Origin of the sequence: Acinetobacter sp. YH12027 (genome assembly GCF_013420085.1) — a bacterium.
GTDB classification, from domain to species: Bacteria; Pseudomonadota; Gammaproteobacteria; order Pseudomonadales; family Moraxellaceae; genus Acinetobacter; species Acinetobacter amyesii.
On record NZ_VOYW01000003.1, the window covers coordinates 61,290 to 83,860 of the forward strand.

The window sequence follows — 22,571 nt, forward strand, 5'->3', positions numbered from 1 at the left end:
GGGACTTCAGGGAAAGTATGCAGAAAAACCCGATGATTGAGCAGTTGATTGACGCTCAACTGAACTTTTTAGATCAGAGCTTTTCACACAATGATACCGTAGCCACTGAATTCACCCATTTTTATCAATGGTTTCGTAAACAATCTTTGCAGCAGATTTGGAGTTTTGATCAAATCAATGCCTTGTTGCAGAAACAAATTTTAAATACCCCTGCAAGTCAATTTCTGATTGAGCAAATTGCTGAACATATCAAATTTGCACTGATTCATCCTGCAAATGACAGCACCACGATTGCCGAAATCATTCCTGTGTTGACCATTGATAAAATTGCACAGTATGTGGCGAGTAAACAGGGACATCGTCAACGTTTAATTCATACCATGGTCAACAATCCTGCATTTTCAGCCATGATCAGTCAGTTGATTCAACATGCGATACAAGATTATTTAGACAACTCAGTTATTGCGAAATCTGTCCCCGGTGTTTCACGATTTATGAAAATGGGGAAATCGGTACTGGAAAATGTCACTGATACCAATTTAGATAATGCAGTCAGCAAATACTTACAAAAGAATATTTTAAAGCTCAGTCAAATGAGTGAAACCGTGTTAAATCAGCACTTTGATGATCATAAGCTGTACCATTTTCAAGCCAATTTGTGGCATAAAATTAAAGCGCTGCCAGTTTCAGTATTAAAGAACTATGTTGAAGTTCAGGACTTGCCGCAAACAGTTGCCATGGGTCATGAAATTTGGGACTTTATGCGACAGTCTGAGTATATGAAACAGCAAGTGCATGATGGCGTATACGCTTGGTACGTGCGCAATGCAGAACGCCCTTTTGATTTATTGCTACGTGATTTAAATATTGATGAAGCACTGATTCAGCATGAACTTCAAAACTTACTCAATCCTATCGTTCAACAAATGATTGAGTCGGGTTATTTGCGTGAGCGTTCACGTCTCTATTTAGAACAATTCTACTACTCAAGTGAAGCACTGAAAATTTTAAATATCCCAACATAAAAAAAGCCGCGTGAAGCGGCTTTTCTTTTGGAAATACTTAGAATTGGTATTTCAAACTTGCATAGTAAGCTCGACCCGGCTCGTTATATGTTTGGTTGACCGTTTTATCACGCAGTTTTTGCTCATCAAATAGGTTATTCACACCGATACGAGCACTCAAGTCCGCATTAAATTTATAACCAAAGTTAATGCCTGCAATGCCATAACTTTTCACGCTATCCATCGCCAAGCCATTTTTGCTTTCAAGACTAGTTTCTGCATATTGACGTGGTTTTTGACGACCATATTGGGTATAGACAAAGTTACTGTCTAATCGATCCGTGATGTTGTAGTTCAAAATAGAGTTTATGGTGTAATTTGGAATCACTGAAAGTGGATTGCCAGTACGTTTATCTTCAGAGTTGATCATATAGGTGACGTTATTGGTCCACGTGATATCACCCCAGTCCAAAGAAATACTTCCTTCAACACCTTCCACCAAGGCTTCTGGCGTATTCATCCAACGCAGTACATTATATGTTGTTCCATTTACTTCTAGTTCTTCTAGACGTGTATCCCCTGCAACGATCTTATTTTTATAATCATTACGGAACCATGCAAAGCTTGCATTTACGATGTCTTTTTCAAACTGTACACCTAATTCTTTATTCACTGAAGTTTCAGGTTTGAGATCACCATTACCTTGTAATAAACATTGGCTCAGCCCAATTGGACAGCCATTACCGCGAGTGCTTAACAGATAACCTTCCGCATTTTGGTACATATTGGGTGCTTTATACGCCTTAGCTACACCACCTTTTAGTGTCCAATAGTCACCAAGTTTTTGCGTAATATTGAGACTTGGACTCCAGCTATCTCCCGATTTACTATGATTATCATAACGCAGTGCCAAAACAACATCGGTGCTTTCGCCCAAATTCATATTATTTTCAATATAGGCCGACGCAATCCGTGAATCCATTTGTGAACGGTCACCTGAAGTCAGCGCATCACCAAAACCGCCTGCGCCAGCTTGTGTATTAACCGTATCGGTAAAGTCATCTTCGACCCACTCAGTGCCTAAAGTTAATACTTGTGGGACATACCATTGGAACGGCAGATTGGCTTCTGCATTAAAGCGAATGGTTTCTAGATGTGACGTTTGTTTATTTTCAAGATTATTAATCTGACCCTCTGTACTACCGCCTGTACCTTCAGGTAAGCGCTTATTTTTGGTTTTGTCATATTGCGCTATGAGTTTACTGTCACCCCAACCCCACGTACCTTCATGAGTTAATGCAAAACTATCACGATAAATGGTATTGGTTTCTTCACCGATTAAAGCGGATAAAATTGGTGCTTTGTTTGGATCGGCTGGATCAAATACACTGTTTTGACTGTCGCCTGCAAAACGGTTGCCTTGGCGGCCAACACTTGCATCAAACATCAAGACTTGTTGATCATTCAACTGCCAAGCCAAGCGCCCAGCAATATCTTTATTCTCTACGCCTTCTCGACCCGCCATACGCGCGCCATTGTCCATTAAGGCATTAATATCCGCAGCATCTGAATCGGTTTTGTTATAACTACCGTATAACCGATATGAAAGGACATCTTTGAGAATTGGCCCGCTTAAGTTAAAGCTTTCACGGTGACTTGCGCCCTCTTTAGCGTCTTCAGGTTGATTGGTAAAAACTTCCACAGAGCCATGCACGTCGTTGGTCACTTTCTTGGTTTTAATATTGACCACACCACCCATCGCACCTGAACCATAACGCGCTGCTGCTGGACCACGCAGCACTTCAATCGATTCAATAGCATCCGCAGGTACCCAGTTCGAATCACCACGTGTATCACGCTCACCGCGCCAGCCATAACGTACTGAGTTTCTCGAATTTACAGGCTTGCCATCAATTAAGATCAACGTGTTTTCAGGCCCCATACCACGGATATCAATCTGACGGTTATTACCACGTTGCCCGGTGGCACTGTTACCAGTCAAATTCACACCCGGCATACGGCGCACATACTCTGAAATATCATTCACAACCGGCATTTTTTCTAAATCTTCTGCCGTAATTTTTGAAGCACCTAATGATTGTTTAACCTGTTCTGCTGCAGTAACAACAATGGTTTCCATCTTCGTTACGGATTCGTCTGTTGCTTCAGTTTGCACATCTTCTGCATGCGACAAACTTACCAATGCACAGAGTATTGAAAGTGTAAGCGTTGATTTTAATAGTTGTTTGGTCATTGAGTGCTTCCAAATGAACGTATTTATGGAGAAATCTTGAATATTGTGTTGCACATTGTAACTACCACGAACAATATTGCAACTAATTTTAATAATCATTCTCATTTATATTTGTGATATCGCTTATCATCTCACTGTAAAAACCTCAGAAACCATTTAAAAATCTTCGTTTTATTTGATTTAGACAATAAAAAAGCCGCATCATTGCGGCTTTTTTATAACAATACTGAACTTATTTGAAATAAGCACCTTCAGTATTACTGTGATCCGTTTGGTCAACAACACGCATTAATTCAGGTACATGCTGCTTCAATGTTGTTTCAACACCTTGTTTCAAGGTTAAATCGATTGAAGAACAACCTTGGCAACCACCACCGAATTTAAGCACTGCAGTTAAACCATGCTCTGCATCTTCAACCACTTCTACCAATGCACAGTTACCACCATGACCGGCAAGGCCAGGATTAATTTCTGACTGTAGAACATAAGTGATTCGCTCTTCTACAGAGGCATCTGGACCCACACGTGGCACTTTTGAGTTTGGTGCACGGAAAGTTAACTGACCACCAAAACGGTCTTTGTTATAGTCAATTACCGCATCCAAAAGATATGGAATAGACGGTGTGTCAATAAATGCAGGGAAATCTGGATAGTCTTGTTTATAGTCTGTAGGCACAACTTCTTCTGGTGCACTGTAAGCCATACAACATTCAGCACGTGGCGTACCCGGATTTTCCACAAAAACACGTACACCAATGCCCGGTGTATTTTGTTTATCCAAAAGATCTTTCAAATACTCTTGGGCATTTGGAGTGATCAATAGGTTTGGAATTTCTTCAGCAACTGCTGTGCTGTTGTTCTCAGTCGACATTACAATATTTCCTCAAGCTGAAGTCGCTATTTTAACTTAAGATGCGGGGCATTAGAAAAAAATCAACTAAAATTGTCGGAATTATTCTGAAAGTTCACGCTTTAAGCCGTTTTAATGGCATTATTGAGCATAAATTTTAACAAGTAGAATAGTCATATATGTTGGGTCTACCCTTTAACCACACCGTGACCATTATCCTGATTACGGTGGTGATTTCACTGATTGCATTTTCAAATCAGAAAGTGATGAATCGTTTGTTATTTTGGCCGCCAGCCCTCAGTCGTGGCGAATATGACCGATTTATTAGCCATGGTTTTATTCATGCAGATGGCGCGCACCTATTGTTCAACATGATTACCTTATTTTTCTTTGGTAGCGTGATTGAAAGTTTTTATCGCCAATATTTCTTCGACATGGGCTTTGTATTGTTTTATTTAGGCGGTTTGATCGCTGCGATTATTCCGAGTTATTTAAAACATAAGCATGATACCCATTGGGCAAGTTTAGGGGCTTCTGGGGCAGTATCTGCAGTACTCTTTGCTTATATCTTGTTTGAGCCGTGGAAACTGATTTTTGTATTCTTTATTCCTGTTCCTGCGATTATTTTTGCCGTGCTATATGTTGCTTATAGTATCTGGTCAGGTAAACGTGGCAACAGCAACATTAACCACAGCGCACACCTTTGGGGCGCAGCGTATGGTGTAATCATGACGATTATTCTTGAACCGAAGCTCATTCCACATTTCTTAAGTCAGTTATTAAACGTTCCTTTCTAACGTTAAGTCTAAAAAATCAGCTGGATTTAACCTGAAAATGACAGCCTAAACCGTTTCAGTTTAGGCTTTTTTATTGTGCTTCGTTAAACCGAAATGTCCTTTAATTTTTTTCTTTAGCCAATTTCCCACATTTACAGCACCGCACTTTGAATATCGAGCTATACAATTTCACAGCAGATTGAAACGCTATCTACCCTTGCCCTGATTTAAACTGAAATGACACAGAATAAAAAAGGAAAATTCCAATGAAAATAGTCCTGATGTTCTCAAGTTTGCTGTTGACCTGCGTGTTGAGTGCTTGTGCCGTTCACACTCGTGAAGGCAGTATCGTGGTCGACCCAGATCGTAATCACTATCCTTATAATTACCCAGATCGCCATGGCGACTTTTGCCCGCCCGGACAGGCTAAAAAAGGCCGTTGTTGATTTGCCGTTATTGATTTAATGCCCTCTTCTTTTAAGCCTTCAAACCGAAGGCTTTTTCAATTCCGTCAGTAAAATTTGAAGCTGTATATTCTACGAAAGTTCACAAAAGCACATGACAAATCATATAAATCTGGCATTTTATGCCACCCTGTTTTTTAATTTGGCATAGATAATGTATACATCTGTATATTAATGACAAAATTAGCTGAGATATTTTGCATGTCGAGTTCAACTGAAGGTCTTCAATTTCCCATTTCGGCTTCAAACCAAAAGCCGAGTACATCTAAAACCGGTCGTGAAATTATCGCTGAAGCCTTAGCTGCAGTTGACCATCAGTCTTCTGTACGTGCAAAACAAGAAAAAAACTGGCGTAAAAAATATCCTGAATATTTTAAAGCCTTGGTTGAACAAGGGATTCAATCATCTGAAGCAGCGATCAACATTGCTGAGCAAGGTTTAAATAAAGCGCATCACGTCTTTGAATTTTATCGTGATCAAGAAAAGCATACGCTCAAAGATGCAGTGGCTTTAACTGCACATCCACTGCATACCGTGAAATTAAAAGGTGAAAGTGACGCAGCGCCTGAGTGGTATGTGCCCTATCATGGCCAAAAACTGCAAGGTGAGGCGTTACTGGCTCAGATTCAAAAATGGCAAGATGCTGGCATCATTGAAGCCAGTCATGCCGACGCATTACGTGAAGCCATTGCCCACCCAGAATGGTTCGATTTGTCAGATCGGACTATGGTGCTTTTTGGTGCTGCTTCCGAAGCTGGCCCACTGACGTGGTTAGCAAAATGGAAAGCCAATATTGTGGCAATCGACCTCAATAATGAACGTGTTTGGGATCGAATCTTAAGCATTGTTCAAGCTGGTAATGCCACTTTATATGCACCGAGTCTCGACACTGTGCATGAAGACATGCCCATTCAAGAACTAAAACACAAATTGGGCGCCAATTTACTGACACACATTCCTGAAATTGCACAGTGGCTTGCACAAAGTGAACATCAACTTGATCTGGCTGCAATTGCCTATTTAGATGGTGAAAAGCATGTTCGTGTTGCAATGGCAATGGACAGCATCATGGCCTATGTCAGCCAACAAAAAGCCGACACCAGCTTGATGTTTATGTGTACTCCAACCGATGTCTTTGCGGTTCCAGAAGAGATTGTTACGGCTGCGCAAGCCAAATTCCAAAACCGTGCGTCTGCACAAAAGCTATTGACGCAAAGCATTGCCAAAGTCACAGGTCAGCATTTCTTTAAGCAAAATAATGAGCAAACCACCACAGCAGACAATGGAAAATCCTATGGTATTGCTGACTGTCTGGTGGTGGAACAAGGTCCAAACTACGCACTGGCAAAACGTATCCAACAATGGCGCGCAACTGTGGCACGTCAAAATGGTCAGCGGGTTAGTATCAATATTGCGCCATCCACCACGACCCGCTCAGTGACGAAGAATCCATTATTAAAGGCCGCATTTAATGGTGCGAGTTTATTTGATGTGGAATCCTTTCAACCTGAAACCACCAATGCACTCATGGCGGCTTTATGGATTCATGACTTGAGAAACCCTCAATCGGTTGCTAACCCTGAAACAACGCTAGACCATCCATTAGAACTCTTGATGCATGGTGCCAACCATGGTGGCTTATGGCGTGTGGCTTATTTGGCGCGTACAGCCTTACCTTTTGCAGCGCTGTATGGTTTTGCTGAAGAAAAACTGCCCGTGAAAAAAGTATTGGGACTGTTTAAAAAAGCGTAATTGCATTGGTTCAAATAAGTGTTGAACTTTGCAAAGTTTCAACTCGCTAGTTTGATTGTTCTAATTCAGCTCTCAGTCATCCCATTAAAATCGGTGATGTCTGAGATACAGCCATAAAAAAACGCTGCCGAAGCAGCGTTTTTTTATATCTGGAATTTGAGTTGCTTAGAACACTTTCAAGAATAACCAGTACAAGCAGCCTGATAGACAGATCGTTGCAGGTAAAGTAAAGACCCAAGCCGATAGAATGGTTTTCACTGTTGCAAAGTTCAGACCCGATTTATTCGCGACCATAGTACCTGCAACCGCAGAGTTAAGTACGTGTGTCGTCGATACTGGCATACCAAAACCATCTGCAGCAGCAATCGTTGACATAGCAACAAGCTCGGCAGACATGCCCTGACCATAGGTCATGTGGTTTTTACCAATACGCTCACCTACAGTCACGACAATACGTTTCCAACCCACCATGGTTCCAAGACCCAGTGCCAATGCAACAGCGACTTTTACCCATGTTGGAATGTACTGTAAGAACGAATCTAAGTGACTACGATATTCCTTCACTGTCTTTTGTTCAGCTTCTGCCATTGCTGGTAGTTGTTCAGCTTTATCTAGACGTTTAAAAGCAGTGGTACTTAAGTACATATCATTACGAATCGAAGATACTTCTTGTTCAGGAATATCTTTTAAGTCGCCATACTGTGCAACTCGCTCACCTAAATGATCCGTCAAACTTGCCAAAGCTGGCACAACTTCTGGACTGACTTCTTTGGTTTGAATGTATTTGGTGAGTACATCACGTGCTTTTGCATCAGGAATGTCATTATGCTCTGCATAGATCGCAGTCGCAGTTTGAGCAGATAACTGATGGAAAGATTGAATATGTTGATTATCTAAGTTCTTATTCAATGAATAAGCCAATGGCACACATCCGATCAAAATCAGCATGATCAGACCCATACCTTTTTGACCATCATTTGAACCGTGCGCAAAACTTACACCTGTACAGGTAAAGATCAAAATTGCACGAATCAATGGTGGTGGCGGCTTATTGCCTTCTGGTGGTTGAAACAGTTCAAGCTGTTTGCGGAAAATACGCTTCACCAACAAGAAAACGAGAGCCGCAAATGCAAAACCAATCAGTGGCGAGAACAATAACGCCTTACCGACTTTAAGCACCTGCTCCATATCTACACCGCTCGCACCACCGCCTGCATTTAACAGGTAGTTCATGATGCCAACGCCAAGAATAGAACCAATCAAAGTATGCGAACTAGACGCAGGGATGCCTAAGAACCAAGTTCCTAAATTCCACAAAATCGCTGCGATCAGCATTGCGAAAACCATGGCAAAACCTGCACCTGAACCAACGTTCATAATCAATTCAACAGGTAATAAAGCAATAATGCCGTAAGCGACTGCACCACTGGCAACCATTACACCCAGAAAGTTACAGAAACCCGCCCACATTACTGCAACTGGTGCTGACAAGGCGTTGGTATAAATCACTGTTGCTACTGCATTTGCAGTGTCATGGAAACCATTTACAAATTCAAAGCCAAGTGCGATGAATAAGGCTGTGCCCAATAAAATCATTGAATAAAGACTTAAAGGCGGAACATGCGCTAAATCGGCAGTCACCTGAAAACCAATATATATCAACGTTGAAATAATCAGCGTTAAAAATACCGGCATAAAGAATTTCGGTGTAGGCACATGAACATTCGTGGACTTTTGAGGAGTCGACGTGTGCGCTGAATCTACGGGAGTTTGTTTAGAATTCATGCAGGCAGGAATAGAGGATTTTAAAATCCCCATATTGTTCAATTTAATTATGACAATTATATGACAAAGCGGTGTCATATAAAGCAATTTTTCATGCTTTATTTGTTTTTTTTTAAGTGTTAAAAACCGACTTCCCTACTCTACTTTCATAAAGTAAATCAGTTATTTAATCTGCGTATTTAAACTTTATTTTCTTTGAAACCCAATATTTCAACTTATATTTCATCTGTCATGTTTTTTTGTCATTTTGCATAGCCCTGCTGGATGTTTTTTAATCTTGCCTGAGCAATATGACAAATTCATGAAGCTTTCCATACATTTATATGAAATTGGAATATGAAATTAGCAAGTTGCAATATTGCTCATTAATTCAACAAGCTAATAATTGCGCACTGTGAAGATGATTGAATATCAATAAAACTGCAATGAATTCTGTTAATATATTTGCCGATTTTATATTCCATCGGATTGGGGTTATTTATGTCCACGCTTGCCACCCTAAAAGAGCTGCTCGCTCAACGGATTCTGATTATCGACGGTGCAATGGGCACCATGATTCAGCGTCATAAACTCGAAGAAGCTGACTACCGTGGTGAGCGTTTTGCAGATTGGGCATCTGACCTCAAAGGCAATAATGACCTATTGGTGTTGACTCAACCGCAAATTATTCAAGGCATTCATGAAGCCTACCTCGATGCTGGCGCAGACATCATTGAAACCAACAGCTTTAACGGCACTAAAGTTTCAATGTCTGACTACCACATGGAAGATTTGGTATCAGAGATCAACCGTGAAGCAGCGCGTATTGCCAAAGCCGCTTGTGAAAAATACTCAACACCTGAAAAACCACGTTTTGTGGCTGGTGTGCTTGGGCCAACTTCACGTACTTGCTCAATCTCGCCAAATGTAAATGACCCTGCATTCCGTAATATTACTTTTGATGAGCTTAAAGAAAACTATATTGAAGCTGCGCATGCCCTGATTGAAGGCGGTGCCGATATTCTGCTCATTGAAACTGTATTCGATACTTTGAACTGTAAAGCTGCCATTTTTGCAGTAAAAGAAGTGTTTAATCAGCTTGGCTATGAATTGCCATTGATGATTTCAGGCACGATTACCGATGCCTCTGGCCGAACTTTAACTGGCCAAACTGCTGAAGCGTTCTGGAACTCTGTGCGTCATGGTGACTTATTGTCTATTGGCTTTAACTGTGCCCTCGGTGCAGATGCCATGCGTCCACATGTAAAAACCATTGCTGACGTTGCTGATACTTTTGTTTCGGCGCATCCGAACGCTGGCTTACCAAATGCCTTCGGCGGTTATGATGAAACCCCTGAACAAACCGCTGCATTTATTAAAGAATTTGCAGAAAGCGGCCTGATTAACATCACTGGCGGCTGCTGCGGTACAACGCCGGATCACATCCGTGCTATTGCCAATGCCGTAAAAGACATTGCGCCGCGCCAAGTGCCAGAAACCAAACCCGCTTGCCGTCTGAGCGGTTTAGAGCCGTTCAACATTACAGAAGATTCGCTGTTTGTAAACGTCGGTGAACGTACCAACGTGACAGGTTCTAAAAAATTCCTACGTTTAATCCGTGAAGAAAACTTTGCCGAAGCTTTAGAAGTTGCACAGCAGCAAGTTGAAGCCGGTGCTCAGATTATCGACATCAACATGGATGAAGGCATGCTGGATTCAGAAGGCGCAATGGTGCACTTCCTGAATCTTGTAGCCTCTGAACCTGAAATTTCACGTGTGCCGATCATGATTGACTCATCTAAATGGGAAATCATTGAAGCGGGCTTAAAATGTGTACAAGGTAAAGCGGTTGTTAACTCGATTTCCTTAAAAGAAGGCTATGACGAGTTCGTTGCAAAAGCGCGTTTGTGCCGTCAGTATGGCGCTGCCGTAATTGTGATGGCCTTTGACGAAAATGGTCAGGCCGACACTGCTGCACGTAAAAAAGAAATCTGTAAGCGTTCTTATGATGTATTGGTCAATGAAGTGGGCTTCCCTGCTGAAGACATCATTTTTGACCCGAACGTATTTGCAGTCGCAACAGGTATCGAAGAACACAACAACTATGCTGTGGACTTCATTGAAGCGACTGGCTGGATTAAGCAAAACTTGCCGCATGCGATGATTTCAGGCGGTGTGTCTAACGTATCATTCTCATTCCGCGGTAACGAGCCTGTACGTGAAGCGATTCACTCAGTGTTCTTATACCATGCCATTCAGCAAGGCATGACTATGGGTATTGTCAACGCAGGTCAAATGGCGATTTATGATGATATTGATGCTGAACTGAAAGCTGCGGTTGAAGATGTGATCTTGAACCAAAACCAAGGTGAAAGCCATCAAGAAGCAACAGAAAAGCTGCTTGAAGTTGCTGAAAAATACCGTGGTCAAGGCGCTGCACAAAAACAAGTTGAAAACTTGGAATGGCGTGAACTTCCAGTTGAAAAACGTCTTGAGCATGCTTTGGTGAAAGGTATCACAACGTTCATTGATGAAGATACTGAAGAAGCGCGTTTAAAATCAGCTCGTCCTTTAGATGTGATTGAAGGCCCGCTGATGGACGGCATGAATGTGGTAGGTGATTTGTTCGGTTCAGGCAAAATGTTCCTGCCGCAAGTGGTGAAATCTGCACGTGTCATGAAACAGGCTGTAGCTTGGCTGAATCCGTTCATTGAAGCGGAAAAAACAGCTGGCCAATCTAAGGGTAAAGTCCTGATGGCAACCGTGAAAGGTGACGTACATGACATTGGTAAAAATATCGTGGGCGTAGTACTTGGCTGTAATGGTTATGACATCATCGACCTTGGCGTGATGGTGCCTTGCGAGAAGATTCTGCAAACTGCCATTGATGAGAAAGTCGACATTATTGGTCTATCTGGCCTGATTACGCCGTCACTGGATGAAATGGTTTTTGTTGCGAAAGAAATGCAGCGCAAAGGCTTTAATGTTCCATTGATGATTGGCGGTGCAACCACTTCTAAAGCGCATACGGCAGTGAAAATTGATCCGCAATATTCAAATGATGCAGTCATTTATGTTGCCGATGCATCGCGTGCGGTGGGTGTAGCAACAACTTTACTTTCTAAAGAAATGAAGCCTAAATTTGTTGAAGACACACGTGCTGAATATGAAAAAGTCCGTGAGCGTATTGCCAACAAACAGCCAAAAGCAGCCAAGCTGACTTATGCTGAATCAATTGAAAATGGTTTGAAAATTGATTTTGCAGCCAATGCGCCTGTGAAACCAAACTTTATTGGTACGCAAACGCTGACCAATTATCCATTGGAAACGTTGGTTGAATACTTCGACTGGACACCATTCTTTATTTCTTGGAGCTTGGCGGGTAAATTCCCTGCGATTCTGACTGATGAAGTGGTGGGTGAAGCTGCCACTGACTTGTATGAACAAGCGCAGACCATGCTGAAAGACATCATTGATAACAAACGTTTTGATGCACGCGCTGTCTTTGGTATTTACCCTGCTGCCCGTTCAGGTGCAGACACGGTTCAAGTGTTTGATGAAACTGCAAAAACAGTGACGCATACTTTTGAGCATATCCGTCAGCAGTCTGACAAAGTTACAGGCAAGCCGAACTTGTCATTGGCGGACTTTATTGCGCCTGCCGATGCGAATGTTGATGACTACTTGGGCGGTTTCACTGTATCGATCTTTGGTGCAGAAGAAATGGCAAATGAGTACAAAGCCAAAGGCGATGACTATTCTGCAATTCTTGCGCAATCTTTAGGTGACCGTTTTGCAGAAGCGTTTGCGGAGCATTTGCATGAACGTATCCGTAAAGAGTTCTGGGGCAACCAAGCGTCTGAAACGTTAAGCAATGAAGAATTGATTAAAGAGAAGTATGTGGGCATCCGTCCTGCACCGGGCTACCCTGCTTGCCCTGAGCATTCTGAAAAAGCGCCGTTGTTTGACTGGTTAGGTTCTACTGACAAGATTGGTACGCAATTGACCACTAGCTTTGCAATGTGGCCGCCTTCATCTGTCAGCGGTTTCTATTATGCAAACCCTGAAAGCCAATACTTTAACGTAGGTAAAATCGCAGGCGATCAGCTTGAGGATTATGCAAAACGTAAAGGCTGGACGTTAGATGAGGCGAAGCGTTGGTTAGCACCGAATTTGGATGATTCGGTTCAATAATTAGTTTGAAAAAATCCCCTCGAATGAGGGGTTTTTTTATTTATAATCAAAAATCTTAAAAACACATAAACGAATTTTATAAAATGAAAAAAATATTCTTACTTTTAGTTTTACCTTTTATTTCATCTTTTACTTTTGCAAAATGTAAAGCTAGTAATGTTTATGATGAAATTGCCTGTTATGAAAAAGAATTAAAATCTAATAAAACCAAGCTCAACCAAACTTATCAAAAGCTTTATAACACTATGGATGAGGAAGGTAAGAAAATTTTAGAAACCTCTCAAAAGAATTGGTTGTTATATAAAAATAGTCATTGTGATGAACTCGTATCTTATCTATCTAGCAGTGTACAAGGTGCAGGATCTAAGTTAATCAATCTATCATGCAATGCTGATCTTATTGACCAGAGAATCAAGCAATTAAATCAGTTAGAATAATAGCCCCCTACCTTTAGCCTTTAAAAATAAAATGAACTTTTTTTAATTTTGTGAATAGTTGGTGGCTCGAAATGATTATGGAAATAAGCTTTGGTATTGTGTGTTTAATAGGATCCGTTTTTGTATGGAAATACACACATTCACTAATCTGGATTATCATTTTTATGTCATGCTTTGCACACATGGGATCACTTATTATTGATCATTTTCGTACGCAAAAAATTAATGATGCCATGCAATCAAACCATAAAGTCAAAAAATGCGGCACATATACAGGTCATTCAACAATTCTGCGAGGAAGTCATCGCAACTCATGGCAACAAATTATTTTCCATTTCACAATGTTAGATGGTAAAAATCTTAGTTTCCCTGAATCAGATCAAATTTCTATGACTGGAAGCCATTTTGAATATTTGGAAAATCCACCACAATCAGTTTGTTTAACCTATGCAGAAAATTATTCAGATAGATTTGGTTATTATTTTTTGACTGATATCCATTTCAACAAAAACTTAATTAAAAAATAATCTATCCTAGTAAAACAATAGACATGTCTTAAAGAATGAGAATCTCACTAAATCAGATGTATTGGGATTCCTTTATAGGAAATTTCAAAAAACGCTAAAAGACCACTCATCAATCCGTCCTAGCACCTACCCATTCCTCCTCCCCCTTGCTAAGCAATGCGTCTCATCCCAGAGTGAGAGGGAGCTTTCATTGTGAATTAAAAACTTTATGAATTTATTAATGGATATTACCCCTATAATAACCTTTAAGCTTTGATTTAAAACAAAATGAAAGTAAGGGTTAGGGAGAGGTAAAGTTTCAAAAGCTCAATCTATACTTTCCAAACCATCCGTTTTTACATTATTTAATCAGCAAAAAACTTCAAATTCCTGAATAATTAAAACTTAGAACTCTCCCCTATAAATACAGATTGGTACATCCATGAAAAAACTCATGAACGGTGCAGAAAACATCGTAATTGAAATGTGCAAAGGCTTTGTTCTTGCCCACCCAGAACTCGCATTTAACGAGTCACACAAAATCATTTCACGTAAAGAAAAACACAATAACGTGGCATTGATCAGTGGTGGTGGTAGCGGTCACGAACCTGCTCATGCAGGCTTTGTCGGTACAGGCATGTTAGACGCTGCCGTATGTGGGGACGTGTTTGCATCTCCATCGCAAATTCAGGTCTATAAAGCCTTACAACACGTCGCAACCGACAAAGGCGTGTTGATGATCATCAAAAACTATTCTGGCGATATGATGAATTTCCAGAATGGCGCAGCCCTTGCAACTGAAGACGGCATTAAAGTTGACTATGTAAAAGTGGCAGATGACATTGCGGTTAAAGACAGCCTATATACAGTCGGTCGTCGTGGTGTTGCAGGCACAGTATTTGTACATAAGATTGCAGGCGCAGCAGCATCAAAAGGCTTAGAACTTGCAGACGTAAAAGCGATTGCTCAAAAAGCTGCGGACAACGTCATTAGCCTTGGTTTTGCTTATAGCTCATGTACTGTTCCAGCCAAAGGCACGCCAACGTTTACTTTGGCTGATGACGAAATGGAATATGGCGTCGGCATTCACGGTGAACCCGGCATCCGTCGTGAAAAAATCTTGCCATCCAAAAAAATGGCACAGCGCATCGTGGATGACCTGTTCCTTGACCGCCCAGACATGAAAGAAGTTGCAGTCTTGGTCAATGGCTTTGGTAGCACACCGCTGCAAGAGTTGTATGTCTTTAACCATGATGTATGCGAACACCTCGCACGTAAAGGTATCAAAATTTACCGCACATTTGTCGGCAACTATATGACCAGTATCGACATGAATGGTGCATCTGTGTCCTTGCTTGCTGTCGATGATGAATTGAAAACTTACCTCGATGCAGCAGCCAACACCCCTGCATTTAAAATGGATGGTTCAGCAGCACAGCCTTTAACTTTTGCAACTAAAAATGCTGCTACCGAAGCTGTGGTGAACACCCAAGTTGAAACGCAGCCTGAACATGCGGTGATCAGCAATGAGCAATTCACCATCGAAAACATGCGCTATGTGGTCGATGTCATGTCTGCCTGTATCATTAGAAATGAAGTGCCATTCTGTGAATTGGATGCCCATGCAGGTGACGGCGACTTCGGTATGAGCGTGGCGAAAGGCTTCAAGCAATTAAAACGCGAATGGCAAAGTCTGATCCAAGCTCAGCAGATGGATAAATTCATGCTGAACTGCTCAATGATCATTATGGAACACTGTGGTGGTGCGTCTGGCCCAATCTGGGGTTCAGCATTCCGTGCAGCAGCGAAATCAATTCAAGGCAAATCAGTTTTAACTACCGCAGATTTTGCAGAGATGCTGCAAGCAGCGGTCAAAGGCATTCAAACCACAGGTGAGCGTTCATTTGGACGTGGCGCAGTGGTGGGCGATAAAACCCTCATTGATGCCTTAGTGCCATGCGCAGATTCTTGGTCTGCCCATACCGATAAATCATTTAAAGAAAACTTTGTACTTGGTGCAAAAGCGGCTGTTCAAGGTGCTGAAAATACCAAAGAAATCGTGGCGCGTATGGGGCGTGCGGGAACTGTGGGTGACCGCAGTCTTGGCTATCCAGATGCTGGCGCACATGGTTTAGGTGTAATCTTTACAGATATTGCGGAACATATTAAATAACTGAACATCTTAAAACATTGCCAACCCACATCAAAAGCATCGATTCGTCGGTGCTTTTTTTATGACTATTTTAAAGCACTTTTTTCATCAAATATCTCATGCATACAATACCGTTAGCATGTAATCCATTTTCAAATAATGCTTAAAAATTAACACAATTGAGCTGCTTTATCGCCCAGCGCTTTGCTAAGTTAAAACATATAATGATAAAAAAGGATGAGACATGGATTTCACTCAAATTTTCATCCATGACACCACATGGACTTTTGCTGCCGAAGTGATTTTACGTAGCGTCATTATGTTCGTTTTAATCATCATATTCTTACGCCTAACAGGCAAACGCGGGGTGCGTCAGTTATCAATCTTTGAAGTTGCGATACTCCTTGCTTTGGGTTCAATTGCAGGCGACCCGATGTTTGAAGAGGAACTCCCCCTCTTGCAAGCTCTCATTGTGATGACGGTGGTGATTGGTTTATACCGCGTAATCACTTGGCTCATGATGAAATACCAACCCTTTGAAGATTTAATTGAAGGCAAAGCCCTCTACATTGTGGAAGATGGTGAATTGGTCTTAGAAAAGATTAAACAAGGTAAAATGTCACATGATGAATTCTTCTCTGAAATGCGTCAGCAAAATGTTGAGCATCTTGGACAAGTTCGAGTTGGCTTATTAGAAAGTGATGGCAAATTTAGTATTTTGTTTTATCCACCTGAACATGTGCGTTATGGACTGCCGCTATTTCCGAAACCCTATAAAGCGGTTCGCGATATCAAAATGCATCATCTGTATGCCTGTACACACTGTGGCAAAACCATGTACATTCACGGTGCTCAGGATGCCTGCCCTCGCTGTGGATGTTGTGACTGGGCTGAAGCGATTAATACACAGCGTTTAGCTTAAGCATTCAACGCTTAAACTTAAAAATTCTGTACCTCTTCAATTGAACACGTCATCAAATACAGTCACCAACAACCATCACCACAGATCACCCCCTTGAATGTTAATTTCGCCATCTAAAAGTGCAGCAGCAGAGATTTCATTGGCTAATATATGTGCATTATTTCAGTTCAGGTGAGACATCCAGCTTTCAACTTTTAATGCCCCCAAGATGCTCAGACAGACTCCCAAAAATGTATCATTCGTCAATTTTCAGTTTCATTCTCGCACTAACATCTATCAATCAGATAAAAATACAAAATAATGAATTGCCCTGAATTAACTCAGAAATGGCGCTATTTGTTTTTCATTTTTTAAACAGATTCAAAAAACATAGTTTTTCACTTAATAATCATTCATTTAATTTTCTCATTGCAAATCACCATTGCACTATTTTAGTGCATTGTTGTCCTACTCATGCAAGTCTTTGCTTTATATCGAGTCTTCTACATTTTTTAGTTTTTTTAATCAAAATTTCCCTCTCTCACTCCTCTTTTCGAAATTATTCCGCTCGATATACTGAACTTCTTTTCGTGAACTAGCGCACTAAACTGGAACACCTTATGCAAAATGTAGATCTCCTCTTTCTCCTTCTTGGTGCAGTCTTGGTTCTTGCCATGCATGCTGGCTTTGCATTTTTAGAATTGGGTACAGTACGACATAAAAATCAGGTCAATGCGCTGAGTAAAATTTTGACTGACTTTTCTATTTCCGCAATTGCATACTTTTTTGTGGGTTATTACATCTCTTATGGTCAGCACTTTTTTCATATTGGGGACACTTTAGCAGCCGATCATGGCTACAACTTAATGCGTTGTTTCTTCCTGCTGACTTTTGCCGCAGCCATTCCAGCGATTATTTCAGGTGGTATTGCTGAACGTGCAAAAATGCGGACTCAAGCGATTGCCACATTATTATTGGTCGCTTTGGTCTATCCATTCTTTGAAGGCATGGCATGGAATGGTAATTTTGGGCTACAAGCATGGTTAGAACGCACATTTGGCGCAGCATTTCATGATTTTGCAGGTTCGGTCGTGGTACATGCGATGGGCGGTTGGATCGCTTTAGCTGCAGTACTTTTACTTGGCGCACGTCATGGACGCTATAAAAAAGACGGTCGTATCAGCGCTCACCCCCCTTCAAGTATTCCATTCCTTGCCTTAGGTTCTTGGATTTTAATCGTCGGCTGGTTTGGCTTTAACGTGATGAGTGCGCAACGTTTGGATGCCATTTCAGGACTGGTTGCAATTAACTCTCTCATGGCAATGGTGGGCGGCACGCTTGCAGCAAACTTTATGGGTAAAAATGACCCCGGTTTCTTACACAATGGCCCATTAGCAGGTTTGGTAGCAATCTGTGCAGGCTCAGATGTGGTTCATCCTGTCGGTGCGTTGATTATCGGCGCTATCGCAGGTCTGATCTTTGTCAAACTATTTACATACACTCAAAACAAACTCAAAGTCGATGATGTACTTGGCGTATGGCCACTACACGGTGTTTGTGGTGCTTTCGGTGGTATTGCAGTGGGCGTATTTGGACAAAAATGGTTGGGCGGTTTAGGCGGTATTTCATTGATCTCTCAATGTATCGGTACGCTGCTCGCGATCGTGATTGCATTGGCAGGTGGATTCATCGTTTATGGTCTACTCAAAGTAACGATGGGCATTCGCCTAGATCAAGAAGAAGAATTCCGAGGTGCAGACTTAAGTATTCACCGTATTTCGGCAAACTCTGAAGAAAACATGTTCTAAACAACACAATCTAAAACGGCATTTATGCCGCTTTTTTTACCCTAAACTTCGCTTAAAGCTTGAGTTTAAATCACCTTATTTTAGAAAATCTAAGACCTGATCCAAATGCTGAATTTTATTCGGAATGCTGTGCTGTTGTTCAGCACTTAAAGTATGAAAGCCTTCAAGCAATACAGCAGACATCCCTGCTTGGCTCGCACCGTAAATATCATTGACAGGATGATCACCAATAAATAAACACTCGGTTTCCGTCACGCCCAACTCACGACAACTGTACTGAAATATTTCAACTTTGGGCTTACTGATGTCTGCACTTTCCGAGCTGATGATCTGATCAAAATACGATGCAAAACCTAGTCCATTCAAAATATTCAGGCGTGTGGCATGTCCACCATTCGACACCACCGCCAGTTTATACTGCTGCTGTTTTAGTTGCTGCAGCAAGGTCAATGCTCCCGGCATCGCCACGGCGAACTGACCAAAGTGCTGAAACCAAAATTGTGTGAGCTCATCAAAATCGGGTTGATGTATCCAATCCAGCTCCGTTTGTAGAGCATAAGCGACAGATGCCCCAATACTCGGATGAGTAAGGAGTTCTTTTTTCGGATATCCCCCATTATCTATACGATTAATAATACGTTTAATCTGTACAAGGTCTACCTCCACCAGCGTCGACTGATAAGACTCGGCTAAATACTGCGTATAGGCCTGAACGCTGTGATCTCGATGAGTCAAAGTATTATCTAAATCAAAAAGGACTGCACGTATGCTCATAAATCTTTATTACTGAGTTTTCAAAAACTTTAACACAATGCCCGTTTTGCTTTATGCACCTTCTTCGCTATCGATATCGATACAGTTCAAATAGCCGATTAAGTCTGATTTAAGTTTCGTGGTTTCAAATAGCAGCATTCAAACAAAATAATTTCAGCACATCACACGACTTATGCTCTCGAACAGTACCTTTTTATTGCGACAAGCCCTGCTGCTCACGCTCAGTATGGTTGGCCTCCTTTATGTTTTTCCCGTCGGTGGTTCGCTCGACCAAGCTTTTATTCAGCCTTGGGTCGACCTACATGGTGGTTTTCCTCATCGTAATGATTGGGCACTTGCGGTGCTGAACCATCGCTATATCAAGAATATCGTCATAGGTGTGTATGTTCTCTATATCGCAGCATGGATATGCAGTTTTAAATATCCACATCTGAAAGCTCGCAAGTTTGAATTTGGTTATTTTTTCGTGGTTGCTCTACTCAGCACGGCAGTCATTGGGTTGCTCAAATCACAATCTGCGCATGCCTGCCCTTGGAATATGACAGTCGCTACAGCCCATGGCTTTTCTTGGGATTTTTCTGCACGCCAAGGACACTGTTTCCCTGGTGGCCATGCTGCGACTGGTTTTGCCTTAATCACAGGATATTTTGTTTATCGCATACATCGACCTGCCGGTGCTTACTTCTTTTTATCTGCTGGGCTGATTTTAGGCTTTGCTTTTGGCTGGGCGCAAATGATGCGGGGTGCGCATTTTCTGAGTCATAACCTTTGGACAGCATGGATCATTTGGGCATTTAATTGTGTCATGTATGTGTTGTTTTCTCGCCATTTCAATGCATCAACTACTCAGCAAAAGAGCAAAGCATTTACATGGATCTAATTAAATCCCTGAATTGACCTTGATTTGAAAATGATTGAGTCACTCATGATTCACTCAATGGGATCTGTAAACTCACATTCAGACCACCCAATGTTTCACTTTTAGAAAACTCCAATTCCGCACCGATATGTTTTGCGGCTTTATCTACAATTGCCAGCCCTAAACCACTTCCAATTTCTTCATGATTATAAATTCGATAAAAGCGTTTTCGAATTTGCTCATATAAAGCTGGGTCGATGCCAGGCCCACTATCTTCAACCTGTACAACCGCCTGCCCCGCATGTTCAAAGACGGAGACATTAATCATGCCCTGTGCAGGGGTATATTTAATGGCATTATCAATCAAATTAAAAATGATTGAATGTACCGTTGGCTCAAGACTATATAAGGCAATGCTTTGTTGTTGCTCCATGCCAAGGTCAATATCTTTTTGCATAGCCAAATGTACCAGTTGCTCCACGCAATTGGTTGCGACTTGCTTAAGATCAAAATGTTGTTTGCGCTCAAGTTCAAAGACCGAGGCATCTTGTTTTGCCAAACTCAATAATTGACTGACCAAATGCTGAATACGAATTAAACCTTTACTCAAATTTTGTAGAGCGTCATCTTGTGGAAATTTTTGTAGCAAAATCTGCATTTGCAAATTCAGTGCGGTAATCGGGGTCCGTAACTCATGCGCTGCGTCGGCAATAAACTGGCGTTGTTCCTGCTGCGACAACGAAATTCGTTCAAACAACTGGTTCATTTCAATAATGGTTGGTGCAATTTCCTCTGGATACGGCATTTGAGAGATTGGAGAAAGTTCAAAGGCATCCCTTTTTGCCAGTTCTTTTTTAAATTTTTCCAGTGGGTTTAAGCTGCGTTGAATCAACCATCCCAAAGCGATTAATGCAAAAGGTATAAAAACCAAATAGGGAATAAACATACTACTGGCCAATTCTGCTGCAAGATGCTGCCGAACCGACTCTTGCTGACTGACCTGAATTTGCCGATCTGTGAGTGGCAAAATATAGGTATGCCACTCATCCTGTTGGGTACTGTGGGTATAAAAACCGGCTTTGGGCTGAGGCGCGACCAATAATTTTAATTGATGGGTTTGATGTGCATTGGATTGATAGGTCCACACATCAACAAATAAATCTTCTTCGTGATAATGCTTATGTTGATCAAATTCACTGCGAATGGGCTGCGGATCATGCTCTGCAACACGTTCCGCCAAATTTTGCATTTGCGCATCTAAAATTTCATTAATTTCTTCAAGCGCAATTCGATATGCTGAAAACACCAAAAGACAGCCCAAAAGCATACTGAAAACAGACACATAAATAATTAGTCTCTTTTTCAGAGAATAAGGCTGGTGCATGGTTGATAATTCCTTTGCCTTAACCGAGTCGATAACCTAAACCACGAATGGTGCGAATAAAATCTTTGTCTAATTTTGTTCTGAGATGATGCACATACACTTCAATAGTATTACTGCTGATATCACTATCAAAATCGTAAAGCTTATCTTCTAAATTGGCTTTAGAAAAAATCTTATTCGGATGTGTCACCAATGGAATCAATATGGCCCATTCACGGTTAGATAAATCGACATATTGACCCTTATAGCGTGCAAGATGCTGCTCAATATCTAAAATCAATTCACCATGTTTTAAAATTTTCTGTGGTGCTTCGACTGAACTCAGCCCTGTGCGTCGAAGAAGCGCATGAATCCGTGCAAGTAATTCATCAAACTCATAAGGCTTGATCAGATAGTCATCTGCCCCATGGTTTAAACCATCTACACGATTTTGTAGTTGATCCCGTGCCGAGATGATTAACACTGGCAATTTAGGCTGCATTTGACGAATTTGTTTCAGGACTTGCATACCATCCATCATCGGCAAACCCAGATCTAGCAAGACGATATCAATCCCCCCTTGCATTATGAGCTTTAAGCCATCGATACCATTATTCACCCACTCGACTTCAAACTGTTGATAGTTCAACAAGGTTTTAGTCGATTCGGCAATCATGAAATCATCTTCAATAATAAGTATTTTGTGCATGGGC

General features: G+C 41.4%; 17 protein-coding genes. 11 read left to right on the forward strand and 6 right to left on the reverse strand.

From position 1 onward, the window contains the following. The first annotated feature begins 17 nt into the window (after positions 1–17). Positions 18–1,025 (forward strand): hypothetical protein, encoded by a 1,008-nt coding sequence (locus FTT94_RS00855; RefSeq protein WP_180024089.1) that lies wholly within the window; start codon positions 18–20, stop codon positions 1,023–1,025. 37 nt (positions 1,026–1,062) lie between these two features. Here FTT94_RS00855 and FTT94_RS00860 read toward each other — a convergent pair whose 3' ends face one another. Beyond that, positions 1,063–3,258 (reverse strand): TonB-dependent siderophore receptor, encoded by a 2,196-nt coding sequence (locus FTT94_RS00860; RefSeq protein WP_180170044.1) that lies wholly within the window; start codon positions 3,256–3,258, stop codon positions 1,063–1,065. 232 nt (positions 3,259–3,490) lie between these two features. Continuing rightward, on the reverse strand, positions 3,491–4,129 hold the full coding sequence (nfuA, locus tag FTT94_RS00865; protein ID WP_078189947.1) for a Fe-S biogenesis protein NfuA: 639 nt from the start codon (positions 4,127–4,129) through the stop codon (positions 3,491–3,493). A 158-nt stretch (positions 4,130–4,287) separates the two neighbouring features. On the opposite strand from nfuA, the gene FTT94_RS00870 reads away from it, so the two are divergent. The 3 genes from FTT94_RS00870 to FTT94_RS00880 all read left to right on the forward strand — a co-directional run bounded on the left by FTT94_RS00870 (position 4,288) and on the right by FTT94_RS00880 (position 7,100). Beyond that, positions 4,288–4,905: a rhomboid family intramembrane serine protease gene (locus FTT94_RS00870; RefSeq protein WP_111884441.1), complete on the forward strand. Its 618-nt coding sequence runs from the start codon at positions 4,288–4,290 to the stop codon at positions 4,903–4,905. Between the two features lie 245 nt (positions 4,906–5,150). After that, positions 5,151–5,330: a hypothetical protein gene (locus FTT94_RS00875; RefSeq protein WP_180005268.1), complete on the forward strand. Its 180-nt coding sequence runs from the start codon at positions 5,151–5,153 to the stop codon at positions 5,328–5,330. Between the two features lie 219 nt (positions 5,331–5,549). After that, positions 5,550–7,100 carry a hypothetical protein gene (locus tag FTT94_RS00880; protein WP_180170045.1) on the forward strand — a complete coding sequence of 517 codons (1,551 nt, stop codon included), beginning with the start codon at positions 5,550–5,552 and terminating at the stop codon, positions 7,098–7,100. Positions 7,101–7,265: 165 nt separating this feature from the next. Here FTT94_RS00880 and FTT94_RS00885 read toward each other — a convergent pair whose 3' ends face one another. After that, positions 7,266–8,885 carry an inorganic phosphate transporter gene (locus tag FTT94_RS00885; protein ID WP_180170057.1) on the reverse strand — a complete coding sequence of 540 codons (1,620 nt, stop codon included), beginning with the start codon at positions 8,883–8,885 and terminating at the stop codon, positions 7,266–7,268. 480 nt (positions 8,886–9,365) lie between these two features. Between FTT94_RS00885 and metH the strand changes: the two genes are divergently transcribed. The 6 genes from metH to FTT94_RS00915 all read left to right on the forward strand — a co-directional run bounded on the left by metH (position 9,366) and on the right by FTT94_RS00915 (position 18,862). Further along, positions 9,366–13,058 (forward strand): methionine synthase, encoded by a 3,693-nt coding sequence (gene metH, locus FTT94_RS00890; protein ID WP_180170046.1) that lies wholly within the window; start codon positions 9,366–9,368, stop codon positions 13,056–13,058. A gap of 83 nt (positions 13,059–13,141) precedes the next feature. Beyond that, on the forward strand, positions 13,142–13,495 hold the full coding sequence (locus FTT94_RS00895) for a lysozyme inhibitor LprI family protein (RefSeq protein ID WP_180170047.1): 354 nt from the start codon (positions 13,142–13,144) through the stop codon (positions 13,493–13,495). Between the two features lie 71 nt (positions 13,496–13,566). After that, a complete protein-coding gene (locus FTT94_RS00900) occupies positions 13,567–14,022 on the forward strand; it encodes a hypothetical protein (RefSeq protein WP_180005265.1) in 456 nt (151 codons plus the stop codon). Between the two features lie 421 nt (positions 14,023–14,443). Next, positions 14,444–16,174 carry a dihydroxyacetone kinase subunit DhaK gene (gene dhaK, locus FTT94_RS00905; protein ID WP_180170048.1) on the forward strand — a complete coding sequence of 577 codons (1,731 nt, stop codon included), beginning with the start codon at positions 14,444–14,446 and terminating at the stop codon, positions 16,172–16,174. Between the two features lie 223 nt (positions 16,175–16,397). Then, positions 16,398–17,075 carry a DUF421 domain-containing protein gene (locus tag FTT94_RS00910; RefSeq protein WP_180113056.1) on the forward strand — a complete coding sequence of 226 codons (678 nt, stop codon included), beginning with the start codon at positions 16,398–16,400 and terminating at the stop codon, positions 17,073–17,075. A 599-nt stretch (positions 17,076–17,674) separates the two neighbouring features. After that, complete coding sequence (locus FTT94_RS00915; protein WP_180170049.1) at positions 17,675–18,862, forward strand: ammonium transporter; 1,188 nt, start codon at positions 17,675–17,677, stop codon at positions 18,860–18,862. A gap of 75 nt (positions 18,863–18,937) precedes the next feature. On the opposite strand, the gene FTT94_RS00920 is transcribed toward FTT94_RS00915, so the two are convergent. Continuing rightward, on the reverse strand, positions 18,938–19,636 hold the full coding sequence (locus FTT94_RS00920) for an HAD family hydrolase (protein WP_180170050.1): 699 nt from the start codon (positions 19,634–19,636) through the stop codon (positions 18,938–18,940). A 172-nt stretch (positions 19,637–19,808) separates the two neighbouring features. Between FTT94_RS00920 and FTT94_RS00925 the strand changes: the two genes are divergently transcribed. Beyond that, positions 19,809–20,516: a phosphatase PAP2 family protein gene (locus tag FTT94_RS00925; protein WP_180170051.1), complete on the forward strand. Its 708-nt coding sequence runs from the start codon at positions 19,809–19,811 to the stop codon at positions 20,514–20,516. Positions 20,517–20,559: 43 nt separating this feature from the next. On the opposite strand, the gene FTT94_RS00930 is transcribed toward FTT94_RS00925, so the two are convergent. Both FTT94_RS00930 and FTT94_RS00935 read right to left on the reverse strand, forming a co-directional pair. Then, a complete protein-coding gene (locus FTT94_RS00930) occupies positions 20,560–21,879 on the reverse strand; it encodes an ATP-binding protein (RefSeq protein ID WP_180005259.1) in 1,320 nt (439 codons plus the stop codon). Positions 21,880–21,898: 19 nt separating this feature from the next. Continuing rightward, positions 21,899–22,567 (reverse strand): response regulator transcription factor, encoded by a 669-nt coding sequence (locus tag FTT94_RS00935; RefSeq protein WP_078189962.1) that lies wholly within the window; start codon positions 22,565–22,567, stop codon positions 21,899–21,901. Between the last annotated feature and the right edge of the window lie 4 nt (positions 22,568–22,571).